Origin of the sequence: Erwinia persicina (genome assembly GCF_019844095.1) — a bacterium.
Taxonomy (GTDB): domain Bacteria; phylum Pseudomonadota; class Gammaproteobacteria; order Enterobacterales; family Enterobacteriaceae; genus Erwinia; species Erwinia persicina.
In genome coordinates this window covers 2,025,107-2,037,590 of the sequence record NZ_CP082141.1, presented here as the reverse complement: position 1 = coordinate 2,037,590, position 12,484 = coordinate 2,025,107, and the positions used below count along the sequence as shown (strand labels likewise).

General features: G+C 57.4%; 7 protein-coding genes and 1 tRNA gene. 3 read left to right on the top strand and 5 right to left on the bottom strand.

The window, feature by feature from the left end; all coding sequences use genetic code 11:
• The first annotated feature begins 187 nt into the window (after positions 1-187).
• Positions 188-275: transfer RNA gene (locus tag K6L24_RS09130), tRNA-Ser, on the top strand.
• Between the two features lie 615 nt (positions 276-890).
• On the top strand, positions 891-1,631 hold the full coding sequence (locus K6L24_RS09125) for an NADPH-dependent oxidoreductase (protein WP_062742528.1): 741 nt from the start codon (positions 891-893) through the stop codon (positions 1,629-1,631).
• A 48-nt stretch (positions 1,632-1,679) separates the two neighbouring features.
• On the opposite strand, the gene phoH is transcribed toward K6L24_RS09125, so the two are convergent.
• The 5 genes from phoH to putP form a co-directional block, all read right to left on the bottom strand.
• Positions 1,680-2,468 (bottom strand): phosphate starvation-inducible protein PhoH, encoded by a 789-nt coding sequence (gene phoH / locus K6L24_RS09120; protein ID WP_062742529.1) that lies wholly within the window; start codon positions 2,466-2,468, stop codon positions 1,680-1,682.
• A 548-nt stretch (positions 2,469-3,016) separates the two neighbouring features.
• On the bottom strand, positions 3,017-4,300 hold the full coding sequence (gene efeB / locus K6L24_RS09115) for an iron uptake transporter deferrochelatase/peroxidase subunit (RefSeq protein ID WP_222682216.1): 1,284 nt from the start codon (positions 4,298-4,300) through the stop codon (positions 3,017-3,019).
• 6 nt (positions 4,301-4,306) lie between these two features.
• The gene (gene efeO / locus K6L24_RS09110; protein ID WP_118663987.1) at positions 4,307-5,434 is read right to left on the bottom strand and encodes an iron uptake system protein EfeO; all 1,128 of its coding nucleotides are present in this window, start codon (positions 5,432-5,434) and stop codon (positions 4,307-4,309) included.
• 57 nt (positions 5,435-5,491) lie between these two features.
• Positions 5,492-6,325 carry an iron uptake transporter permease EfeU gene (gene efeU, locus K6L24_RS09105; protein ID WP_062742532.1) on the bottom strand — a complete coding sequence of 278 codons (834 nt, stop codon included), beginning with the start codon at positions 6,323-6,325 and terminating at the stop codon, positions 5,492-5,494.
• Between the two features lie 238 nt (positions 6,326-6,563).
• Positions 6,564-8,048 carry a sodium/proline symporter PutP gene (gene putP, locus K6L24_RS09100; RefSeq protein ID WP_062742534.1) on the bottom strand — a complete coding sequence of 495 codons (1,485 nt, stop codon included), beginning with the start codon at positions 8,046-8,048 and terminating at the stop codon, positions 6,564-6,566.
• A gap of 440 nt (positions 8,049-8,488) precedes the next feature.
• Between putP and putA the strand changes: the two genes are divergently transcribed.
• Positions 8,489-12,436 carry a trifunctional transcriptional regulator/proline dehydrogenase/L-glutamate gamma-semialdehyde dehydrogenase gene (gene putA / locus K6L24_RS09095; RefSeq protein ID WP_222682215.1) on the top strand — a complete coding sequence of 1,316 codons (3,948 nt, stop codon included), beginning with the start codon at positions 8,489-8,491 and terminating at the stop codon, positions 12,434-12,436.
• Positions 12,437-12,484: the final 48 nt, after the last annotated feature.

The following is a 12,484-nucleotide window of genomic DNA, read 5'->3' as shown; positions in this document are numbered from 1 at the left end:
CTATTTCATTTACGTGTCAGGGCGGTGACAATAAGATTTCACTCCTGCGCGCAATGACGGTGTGTTTTTCCCGCTGCTCATGAGTTAAGCGAATAGAAGCACAGGGGAAAATACTGCTTGACCCAATAACCGCGACTGCCTATAGTAGCGCCCCGTTGCCCCCTGCGGGTAACGGCAGTAAAAATATGGTGAGGTGTCCGAGTGGCTGAAGGAGCACGCCTGGAAAGTGTGTATACGGCAACGTATCGAGGGTTCGAACCCCTCTCTCACCACCATATTTCAAGAGAATGCCTGAGCGAAAGTTCAGGCATTTTTTTTGCCTGTTGCACCGTCAGAGAGGGCGTGAAGAACCCTCGCAAGGGGTCGACAAAACGGCAGGACCGCCGTTTTGCACAGCCGCAGGCTGCCCGCAGGGCGAGCGCCAGGGATGGCGCGCGTGAGCCCCCTCTCTCACCACCCTATTTCAAGAGAATGCCTGAGCGAAAGTTCAGGCATTTTTTTTTGCCTGTTGCACCGTCAGAGAGGGCGTGAAGAACCCTCGCAAGGGGTCGACAAAACGGCAGGACCGCCGTTTTGCACAGCCGCAGGCTGCCCGCAGGGCGAGCGCCAGGGATGGCGCGCGTGAGCCCCCTCTCTCACCACCCTATTTCAAGAGAATGCCTGAGCGAAAGTTCAGGCATTTTTTTTGCCTGTTGCACCGTCAGAGAGGGCGTGAAGAACCCTCGTAAGGGGTCGACAAAACGGCAGGACCGCCGTTTTGCACAGCCGCAGGCCTGCGATGTCGTGCCGTACAAAATGTGATCGGCCGCACAAACGGGTTACTGGATTGTCCCCACCTTCACTATTCTTAGCAGCTTGCGCCACTTTCTCAATCCTAACCAGGTTATCCCATGAATGAAGTCACTCAACTGCTGAAAAGCCATCGCAGCGATCGCAGCTACCTTGATAAACCTATTGACGATGCCGTGCTGGATGACATCATCGAAACGGCCTGGCGTGCGCCAACCTCCGTTAACTCTCAGCAGGTCTCGCTGGTGGTCGTCCGTGACGCCGCCACACGCGCCCGCATTGCTGAAATTGCCGGCGGCCAGCCGTGGATCGCCCAGGCACCGGTGTTTATCACCTTCGTACTGGATATGCATAAAAGCCAGCTGGGTATTGAAGCAGAAGGGAAATCGCAGATTGCTCATGAAAGCCTGGAGAGCCTGATTTCCGGGGCCACCGACATCGGTATTGCCCTGGGTGCGGTGATGACAGCGGCCCGCTCTCACGGCCTTGGCGTGGTGCCTATCGGCGGTATCCGTCGTCAGCCGCAGGCCATGGTCGAACTGCTCAACCTGCCCGAGCTGACGTTCCCGGTTGCCGGTGTGGTGCTGGGTTATATCGACCAGCCGGCCGTGCAGAAGCCACGTATGTCACTGGCGGGCTTCCGTCACAACGAGCGTTATGATGCCGCGATCCTGCCGGACGTGATTAAGGCCTATAACCGGGTGCTGGTGGCTCACTGGCAGAGCACCGGGCGCGAGGATGGCGATAACTGGGGTAATAACACCGCCAGCTATTACCAGAATATTTATTTCCCGGACGTTCAGCCCGCGATCCTGCAGCAGGGCTTTGGCATCGACAAATAACCATAAAAAAGCCCGGCCAGAGCCGGGCTTTTGTCTGCATAAGTCAGGTTAGCTGTAGGCCTGCAGTGCGCGCTGGCAGAGTTCAGAACGCACGCAATCCTCTTTATCGAAACGCACCACGCCAATCATCTCATCTTCCTCGAAGCGCGCCATCGCGTCGCTGAGGCCGGACTTCACATGGGCAGGCAAATCACACTGCGTGATATCGCCATTGACGATCACCGTGACGTTTTCCCCAAGGCGGGTTAAGAACATCTTCATTTGGGCGGCGGTCACATTCTGCGCCTCATCCAGAATCACCACCGCATTCTCGAAGGTACGACCGCGCATATAGGCAAAGGGGGCAATTTCTACTTTGCCAATTTCAGGACGCAGACAGTACTGCATAAAGGATGAACCCAGACGTTTAACCAGAACGTCATAGACCGGCCGGAAGTATGGCGCAAATTTCTCTGAGATATCGCCGGGGAGGAACCCGAGATCCTCATCCGCCTGCAAGACCGGGCGTGTAACAATAATCCTGTCGACATCCTTATGTATCAGGGCCTCGGCGGCTTTCGCCGCACTGATCCAGGTCTTACCGCACCCTGCTTCGCCGGTAGCGAAGATCAGTTTTTTATTTTCTATGGCATGGAGATAGTGCGCCTGAGCTTCATTTCTGGCTTCAATGGCGGAATGATCGCGGGTGTCGCGTGCCATGCCAATTGAATCCAGCCCACCCATCTGCACCAGCGAGGTGACCGACTCTTCTTCACGCTGACGATGACTGCGTGAATCGCTACGAAGCACACGTTTTGCTTCACGACGCGCTTTGATCACTGCTTTCTGTCTTCCCATAGTGGCACCTTACAGTTGGTTTCATTTCCCGCATCCGTCATATCGATGCGATTACGTGAACGCTTTAGAGGTCGTGGCTTCCTTTTAAGCCTTGTCTGGCCATCAGCACAAATGAACGACAGAATAAGTTTCTGTTGAACATCGTAAAGAGTTAAAGGAATGGAAACGCCGTTGAGTTGTAAAAGAAGAGAAAGCTGAAGAGGAAATAAATTCCCCGCAAAATTTTGCGAAATGAGACTTTTTGACGACTGACCGGGTAACGGTTTTCTGCATTCGCTATCTCCAGAGTGGAAAACTATATGCGAAAATCAACAGCAATTTCATATTCTTCATATTAGTGAAAAAATGCAACACTTTTTTTAACCTTATTATTACAATCACATTAAAATGATTTAAATCAATGCGTTAAAATCTATTGATTATTAAAACGGGTGGTTAAAAAACGAGCAAACGTAGTGCATTTAAGCCACTGCCGTTTATTGATGATGGCCACCGAACGGGCAGGCCAGAGGAAGGTTAGCGGATTAAGAACAATCCGCTAAATAAGATCAGGCTTCAAGCAATCCCTGGGCCAGGAAGTGCTGTGCATTCGGTACGCCAGGTAGCACAAAGAAATAACCACCGCCAATCGGCTTTATATATTCTTCCAGCGCTTCGCCGTTAAGACGTTTCTGCACGGTGAGAAAACCTTTCTCCAAATCGTGCTGGTAACAGACAAACAGCAGCCCCATTTCCAGTTGTCCGGCATTAGACACCCCCAGTGAGTAGCTGTACCCCCGGCGCAACATCAGGCTGCTTTGTGTTTCCGGCGTGCGTGGGTTCGCCAGACGGATATGGGCATCCATGGGAATGACGTCGCCGTCGGGATCGCGGGCATAGTCCGGGACATCGTGCTCATGATGCATGCCCAGCGGCGCACCGCTGTGTTTTTCACGGCCAAATATTGTCTGCTGCTCACGCAGCGGCGTGCGATCCCAGAACTCGACGTGGAACTGAATGATGCGCGTCGCCTGATAGCTGCCGCCCACCGCCCATGCCGGTTCGCCCTGCTCCCTGCTGACCCACAGGATGTTGTCCATCAGGTGACCATCGGTACTGTCCGGATTAGCCGTGCCGTCCTTAAAGCCCAACAGATTGATCGGCGTTTCTTTGCCCCGACTGCGTGCAGCATGGTCAGAGATAAAGCCTTCCCGCCGCCAGCGCACACTGAGCAGATCCGGTGAATGCTTGATAATGTCGCGCAGCGCGTGGATCACCGTGTCATTGGTGTTGGCGCAGATCTGCAGCAGCAAATCGCCGTGACACAGGCTGGCATCCAGCGAATCGTTAGGAAAGCGTGTCATCCTTTGCAGCTTCAGCGGCTTAAGGGCGGCCAGACCGAAACGTTCGTCAAACAGTGAGCTTCCCACCGATACGGTAATTGTCAGATTATCCGGGTAAATATCATCGCCCAGAATGCCTGAATCCATCGGCGGCAGCTGCGGATTGGTCACCTGCGGGGCTTTACCGCCGGTGGTCAGAAACGCAATGCGGTCGGTTAACAGCGTAAACAGCCGCACCAGATCGGCTTTGTCACTGGCCAGCACATCAAAGGCGACCAGCATCATTGCCGCCTGCTGCGGGGTGGTGATCCCCGCCTGGTGCGCGCCATAAAATGGCTGACGCTCCTGGCGGGCCCCCGGAGACAGGGTGCCCGGGGAAGAAGTTTTCTCATCGACCGCTGCATGAGCCGGGCATCCGCCCGCCAGCGCAAGGGCACCGCTGAGGATGCCCATCCCTTTCAGTAAACGACGGCGTGACGTCAGTGCCACGTCATCAACAGGTTTTGCCATTTGTGCTTAATCCAGACCCAGCGTGCCGCGCAGCAGCGCCAGATCTTCGGCTAATGCCGTGATCGGACCCTTTAGTGCCGTACGGTCAGCATCGGTTAATTTATCGTAAGACTCATAGCCATCTTTGGTACGGTATTTCGCCAGAATGGTATCCACCTTTTTGAAGTTACCGTCCACTTTCGCCAGCAGCTGTGGATTGGCTTTCTGCACCAGCGGACGCAGCAGATTAACAATTTTCTGCGCGCCATCAACGTTGGCCTGGAAATCCCACAGGTCAGTGCGGCTGTAGCGGTCTTCCTCACCCGAGATCTTACTGGACGCGACTTCCTCAATCAGACCGGCAGCACCGCCCACCACTTTACCCGGCGGGAACGCCAGCTCGCTGATACGGGTTTGCAGATCCAGCACATTTTTGTACAGCTGGTCAGCAAACTTATCCAGACCTTGAGTGGTGTTATCAGCAAACAGCACTTTTTCTAAGCGGTGGAAACCGGTGAAATTAGGATCTTCGGCTTTCTTCTCAAAATCATCCTCACGGGCATCAATCGCGCCATCCAGGTCGGAGAACAGCTCGGCAATCGGTTCGATACGCTCATAGTGCTGACGGGTCGGGGCAAACAGGGCTTTGGCCTTCTGCAGATCGCCCGCTTTTACCGCATCGGTAAAGGCTTTCGTTCCGGCAACCAGTTGCTCCACTTCTTTAGTGACATACAGCTTATAATCGGCAATCGGCCCCACCAGTTGTAAGACATCCGGCTTGCCGTCATTGACCTTACTGCCGCTGGCTTTGACAATCAGCTTGCCTTTCGGATTACTCAGCAGACCACAGGTCATGTCGTATTCACCCGCTTCCAGGTTTGCCGTCATCTTCTGCGTAAAGCCCGGCGCGATATTTTCACGCTCTTCCACCACCATCACCCCTTTCAGGATCTCCCACTCAAGCCCTTTCTGGCTGTTGTTTTTGATGATGAACTGCGTTTTTCCCGCATCAACCGTCAGGGACATGGGTTCACACTGTTTGTCGTTCACGCTGACATTCACCTGCGGAATATCCGCAGCCAGTGCAGCGCCCGACGAGGTCAGCGCCGCCAGCAGGGCAACATTCAGGGCCTGACGGCGAAAATGAGTGGTCATAGGGTCTTCCCAGTCTAAGTGTTATAAGCGGCAGGTCGGTGACCTGTCCGGCCAGATTCAGCGCGTGATGCGCGCAGAGGGTGCAACCGTTCGCGCAGGCATCATAAACAGCAGCAGCGCGGGAACGAGATAGATAAACCAGACGGCCACTTCGCTCACGCTTGGGGCTTCCTGATAGCCCAGCAGTCCTTCCAGCAGGGTGCCGAAGACGCTGTGCGTTGTCAGGGTCTGGCTGAAATCAAACGCCACCGCCTGAAAATGATTCCACAGGCCGGCCTCATGGAAGGCGCGTATTGCCCCCGCAGCCAGCCCGGCGGCGACAAAAATGATAAACAGGCTGGTCCATTTAAAGAAGCTGGCGAGGTTCAGGCGCACGCCGCCCCAGTAAATCAGCATGCCCAGTACCACCGCCGTGGCGAGACCCAGCATCGCGCCCAGCGGCGGCGCATAGCCCACGTCCTGTTGAAAGGCCGCCAGCAGAAAGAATACGGATTCCAGGCCTTCGCGCGCGACGGCGAGGAATACCATCATCACCAGCGCCCAGCCGCTGCTGTTGCCCTTCTGTAACGCGCTGTCGACGGCATCTTCGAGTTGGGCTTTGACGTTACGCGACACTTTGCGCATCCAGAATACCATCCAGGTCAGGATCACCACGGCAATGACGGCCACCAGCCCTTCAAACAGCTCCTGCTGTTTCTGCGGGAATTCACCGGTGGTTTCATTGATAAACCAGCCGAGAGCAAGGCACAGGGCAGCCGCCACAAACACGCCCGCCCACATGGCAGGAAACCACTGGCTTCGCTGCGTCCGCTTCAGATAGCTGGCAATCAGGCTGACAATCAGCGCCGCCTCCAGCCCTTCACGTAACATAATCAGAAACGGGACAAACATGCCTGACACCTCAAATGTGAAATCCGGTCAAATTCAGTAAAGATAAGTAAAATAAGAACGATATCGATTATCATTATCGGCTAAGGAAATACAAGATGGCGCGGGCTTATTTTCGCGTTTTGCGGGGGGTAAAATTTAAGCAAATGTAACGCTAACGGCAGGAAGGGAGCGGAAAACAGCAGAAGAAGTGCGGGAAAGATCCGCTGGCGCCTGGCGGTACCAGCGGACAGAGAAGCCGTTAGTCGGCCTGGTATTCCGCTTCAGCGGCATCAAAACGCTGCTGCGCGGCGGCCGATGGCGCTTTACCGAACAGGCTGAATACCACAATGGCAATGCTGGCGAAGAGGAAGCCCGGGATGATCTCGTAGAGATCCAGCCAGCCCCACTGCTTCCAGACCAGCACCGTCACGGCACCCACGATCATACCTGCCAGTGCCCCGTTGCGCGTCATGCGCTTCCACACCAGTGAGAGCAAGACCACAGGGCCAAATGCCGCACCGAAACCGGCCCAGGCGTAGCTCACCAGACCCAGCACGCGGTTATCCGGATTCGCCGCCAGACCGATGGCGATGGCGGCCACCAGCAGCACCATCATGCGCCCTACCCACACCAGTTCGCGCTGGCTGGCCCCTTTGCGCAGGAAGTTCTTATACAGATCTTCTGTCAGCGCGCTGGAGCACACCAGCAGCTGGCAGCTCAGGGTGGACATCACCGCGGCCAGAATGGCCGACAGCAACACACCAGCAATCCACGGGTTAAACAGAATGCGGGTCAGCTCAATAAAGATACGCTCGCCGTTCTGTGACACCTCACCCGCCTGTTCCGGATGGTTCTGGAAATAGGCGATACCAAAGAAGCCTACCGCCACGGCACCAGCCAGACACAGGATCATCCAGATCATGCCGATACGACGTGCGGTACGAATTGAGCGGTGAGAGTCTGCCGCCATAAAGCGCGCCAGAATATGCGGCTGACCGAAATAGCCCAGCCCCCAGCCCAGCAGGGAAATAATGGCCACAAAGTTGAGGTTTTTCAGCATATCAACGTTCTCAATGCTTTTCGCTCTGATGACGGCCATCGCATCATCCAGGCCACCGACGGCCAGAATAACCATCACCGGCGTCAGGATCAGGGCGAAAATCATCAGCGTCGCCTGCACCGTATCGGTCCAGCTGACTGCCAGGAAACCGCCAACAAAGGTATAGACGATGGTAGCCGCCGCACCGGCCCACAGGGCGGTTTCATAGCTCATCCCGAAGGTGCTTTCGAACAGACGGGCACCGGCCACCACACCGGAGGCACAGTAGATAGTGAAGAACACCAGGATCACCAGCGCAGAGATCACCCGCAGCAGTTTGCTGGTGTCCTCAAAGCGGCTGGAGAAATAGTCCGGCAGCGTCAGGGCATTGTCGTGATGCTCGGTCTGCACGCGCAAACGGCCCGCGACAATTTTCCAGTTCAGGTAGGCTCCCAGGGTCAGGCCGATGGCAATCCAGCTTTCGGAGATACCGGAGAGGAAGATGGCACCGGGCAGGCCCATCAGCAGCCAGCCGCTCATATCCGAGGCTCCCGCGGAGAGCGCGGTAACAAAACTCCCCAGACTGCGGCCCCCCAGAATATAGTCGTCAAAGTTTTTCGTTGAACGGTAAGCGATGAAACCAATCAACACCATGCCGAGAATGTAAATACAGAATGTCACCATCATTGGCGTACTTAGAGTCATTCAGGTTCTCCACTTATTATTAGTTTCCACAGCGGGAGGCTGCACAGGCGTCGATTGCCGGAACGTAGCAAAGGCACGCGTGGGTATGGCATCCAGCCGGGGGCGGTATCCTGCCGTAAACGGCTGTGTGGCACAAACGATTTAACACAGCTTGCACATTCATTTCACCAGGTTGTTACGACTAATTGCTGGCAGGTTGCACTGCATCACATTTAATCGGGTTGCACCCGCACGACAACCTTATGAAAGCCAGGGTTTACCTGCCTTTACAGACCTGGCCAGTTTCTTGCAGCAATATCCATGCCGCTTTTTATCTGTTAACAAAAAGCGATATTTTAAGTTTGAGGTGAGTGTCACATTTAACGAGGTTGCACAAAGTTGCAACATCAGTGATATTGCACTCTATCATTTGCTATCTATTGACTCAGGAGCTGTAAAGCATGGGCACAACTACCATGGGCGTGAAACTGGACGACGCAACGCGTGACCGGATTAAACAGGCCGCGCTTCAGATTGACCGCACGCCACACTGGCTGATCAAACAGGCGATTTTCAACTACCTGCAACAGATTGAGCAGGGGGCCACGCTGGCAGAAATTCCGGCCGGCACCGCCACGGTTGAAAGCGATGAACGCCCGCAGGACGAAGCGCACCAGCCGTTCCTCGACTTTGCCGAGCAGATCCTGCCGCAGTCCGTTGCCCGTGCCGCCATCACCTCTGCCTGGCGCCGCCCGGAGCCCGAAGCGGTGCCGATGCTGCTGGAGCAGGCCCGCTTACCGCAGGCGCTGGCAGAGTCAACGCATCGTCTGGCCTGGCAACTTGCCGATAAGCTACGGCACCAGAAAGGGGCAGGCGGGCGCGCCGGTATGGTGCAAAGCCTGCTACAGGAGTTCTCACTTTCCTCACAGGAAGGCGTGGCGTTAATGTGTCTGGCCGAAGCCCTGCTGCGTATTCCTGACAAGCCAACCCGCGATGCGCTGATCCGCGATAAGATCAGCAACGGTAACTGGCACTCCCACCTCGGCCGCAGCCCGTCGATGTTTGTTAATGCCGCCACCTGGGGACTGCTGTTCACCGGTCGGCTGGTCGCCACGCATAACGAAGCCAGCCTGACACGCTCACTTAACCGCATTATCGGTAAGAGTGGCGAACCGCTGATCCGCAAAGGGGTGGATATGGCGATGCGGCTGATGGGCGAGCAGTTCGTCACCGGGGAAACCATTGCCGAAGCGCTGGACAATGCCCGCAAGCTGGAAGAGACCGGTTTCCGTTACTCTTACGATATGCTCGGGGAAGCCGCGCTGACCGCGCAGGATGCCAAAGCCTACCTGGTCTCCTACCAGCAGGCGATCCACGCCATTGGTAAAGCCTCAAACGGACGCGGTATTTATGAAGGCCCGGGCATCTCCATCAAGCTGTCCGCCCTGCACCCCCGCTACAGCCGCGCGCAGTACGAACGTGTGATGGAAGAACTGTATCCGATCCTGAAATCCCTGACGCTGCTGGCGCGCAGCTATGACATCGGTATTAATATTGATGCCGAAGAAGCCGACCGCCTGGAGCTGTCGCTGGATCTGCTGGAAAAACTCTGCTTCGAGCCGGAACTGGAAGGCTGGAACGGCATCGGCTTCGTCATCCAGGCCTATATGAAACGCTGCCCGATGGTCATCGACTATCTGACCGATCTTGCACAGCGCAGCCGTCGCCGGCTGATGATCCGCCTGGTCAAAGGCGCGTACTGGGACAGCGAGATCAAACGCGCCCAGACCGAAGGACTGGAAGGCTATCCGGTTTACACCCGCAAGGTGTATACCGATATCTCCTACCTCGCCTGCGCCCGCAAGCTGCTGGCGGTACCGAACCTGATTTATCCGCAGTTCGCCACGCATAACGCGCATACCCTCGCGGCGATTTATCAGCTGGCGGGCAATAACTACTACCCGGGCCAGTATGAGTTCCAGTGCCTGCACGGAATGGGTGAGCCGCTGTACGAACAGGTGGTGGGCAAAGTCGCCGACGGCAAGCTGAATCGTCCGTGCCGTATCTATGCCCCGGTGGGCACGCATGAAACACTGCTGGCTTATCTGGTTCGCCGCCTGCTGGAAAACGGCGCGAACACCTCGTTCGTTAACCGCATTGCCGATGCCACTCTGCCGCTGGACGAGCTGGTCGCCGATCCGGTGACCGCCGTGGAAGCCCTGGCCCGCAGTGAAGGTGCGGTCGGTTTGCCGCATCCGAAGATCCCCTTACCTCGCGCGCTGTATGGCGAAGACCGTCAGAACTCCGCCGGGCTGGACCTGGCGAACGAACATCGTCTGGCGTCCCTGTCCAGCGCCCTGCTTAACAGCGCCAGCCAGACCTGGCAGGTGCAGCCGGTGATTGATGCCCCGCTGGCTTCCGGGGAAAGCAGTCCGGTTCTCAACCCGGCAGAGCCGACCGATGTGGTCGGCTACGTTCGCAACGCCACCGCCGATGAGGTGTCGGCCGCGCTGGACGCGTCGGCCAGCGTTGGCCCGATCTGGTTTGCCACCCCGCCGCAGGAGCGCGCCGCCATTCTCGAGCGCGCGGCGGTAATGATGGAGGGCCAGATGCAGCGTCTGATTGGTATTCTGGTGCGTGAAGCCGGAAAGACCTTCAGTAACGCCATTGCAGAAGTGCGCGAAGCGGTGGACTTCCTGCACTATTACGCGGGCCAGGTACGCGATGATTTTGACAATGAAACTCACCGTCCGTTAGGCCCGGTGGTCTGTATCAGCCCGTGGAACTTCCCGCTGGCGATCTTTAGCGGCCAGATTGCGGCCGCCCTGGCCGCCGGTAACAGCGTACTGGCCAAACCGGCAGAACAGACGCCACTGATTGCTGCCCAGGCCGTGGCTATCCTGCATGAAGCGGGCGTTCCCGTGGGGGCTCTGCAGCTGCTGCCGGGGACGGGTGAAACCGTGGGGGCGCAGCTGGTTCAGGATGAGCGCGTGCGCGGCGTGATGTTCACGGGCTCCACGGCCGTCGCCACGCTGCTACAGCGCAACCTGGCCGGACGCCTCGATCCGCAGGGCCGCCCGACGCCACTGGTGGCAGAAACCGGCGGCATGAATGCCATGATTGTTGACTCCTCAGCGCTGACTGAACAGGTGGTGACGGATATCGTGGCCTCCGCCTTCGACAGTGCCGGCCAGCGTTGCTCTGCCCTGCGCCTGTTGTGCGTGCAGGACGACGTGGCCGAACACACACTGAAGATGCTGCGCGGTGCCATGGCCGAGTGCCGCATGGGCAACCCGGAGCGCTTCTCTACCGATATTGGCCCGGTAATCGATGCCGAGGCCAGAGAAGGCATTGAGCAGCATATTGAGTCGATGCGCAGTAAGGGCTTTACCGTCTTCCAGGCAGCACAGCCGCAGGCCCCGGGCCGCCGCGAGTGGCAGACCGGCACCTTTGTGATGCCAACGCTGATTGAGCTGAATAAAGTGACCGATCTGGACAAAGAAATTTTCGGGCCGGTGCTGCATGTGGTGCGCTATGCCCGTAACACGCTGCCGCAGGTCATCGATCAGATCAATGCCTCCGGCTACGGCCTGACGCTGGGGGTGCATACCCGTATTGATGAAACCATCCATCAGGTGGTGCAGAAAGCCCACGTCGGCAACCTCTACGTGAACCGTAATATGGTGGGGGCCGTGGTCGGCGTGCAGCCGTTTGGCGGGGAAGGTCTGTCGGGTACCGGGCCGAAAGCCGGTGGGCCACTCTACCTGTATCGTCTGCTGTCACACCGTCCGGACAACGCGCTGAGCATCACCCTTAACCGCCATGATAAAGCGCGCCCGGTGGATGCCGCACTACGACCTGCCCTGCTGGCGGCGCATCAGGCGCTGAGCGACTGGGCCGCCGACCGTCCGGCGCTGGCGGTCTGCTGCGCGCGCTTTGCGGAACTGGGCCAGGGGGGCACTCTGCGCCAACTGCCCGGCCCGACAGGCGAACGCAACACCTTCGCTCTGCTGCCGCGTGAACGGGTCCTCTGCCTGGCCGATAACGAGCAGGATGCACTGGTGCAGCTGGCCGCGGTCACGGCGGTGGGCAGCCACGCGCTATGGCCAGACGATGAGTTGCACCGCAGCCTGTGGCAGCAGTTGCCTCCGCTGGTTCAGCAGCGTATTGCCTTTGCCGCACAGCCGCTGGAGAACCGCACCGTGGATGCGGTGATTTACCATGGCGATGCTGACCAGCTGCGCGATCTCTGTCAGGCCGTGGCCGCCCGTGACGGGGCGATTATCTCCGTGCAGGGTTTTGCCCGCGGCGAAACCAATCTGCTGCTGGAACGTCTGCTGCTGGAGCGTTCTCTGAGCGTCAACACCGCAGCAGCAGGTGGAAACGCGAGCCTGATGACCATCGGTTAAGACAGCAAAACGGCCCGTCAGGGCCGTCCTCTGGCGAAAGGTAGGTGT

Coding starts and splice junctions, on each gene's coding strand:
- efeB (WP_222682216.1), bottom strand. CDS start 4,300: ATGGCAAAACCTGTTGATGACGTGGCACTGACGTCACGCCGTCGTTTA.
- putP (WP_062742534.1), bottom strand. CDS start 8,048: ATGACTCTAAGTACGCCAATGATGGTGACATTCTGTATTTACATTCTC.
- putA (WP_222682215.1), top strand. CDS start 8,489: ATGGGCACAACTACCATGGGCGTGAAACTGGACGACGCAACGCGTGAC.
- efeU (WP_062742532.1), bottom strand. CDS start 6,325: ATGTTTGTCCCGTTTCTGATTATGTTACGTGAAGGGCTGGAGGCGGCG.
- K6L24_RS09125 (WP_062742528.1), top strand. CDS start 891: ATGAATGAAGTCACTCAACTGCTGAAAAGCCATCGCAGCGATCGCAGC.
- phoH (WP_062742529.1), bottom strand. CDS start 2,468: ATGGGAAGACAGAAAGCAGTGATCAAAGCGCGTCGTGAAGCAAAACGT.
- efeO (WP_118663987.1), bottom strand. CDS start 5,434: ATGACCACTCATTTTCGCCGTCAGGCCCTGAATGTTGCCCTGCTGGCG.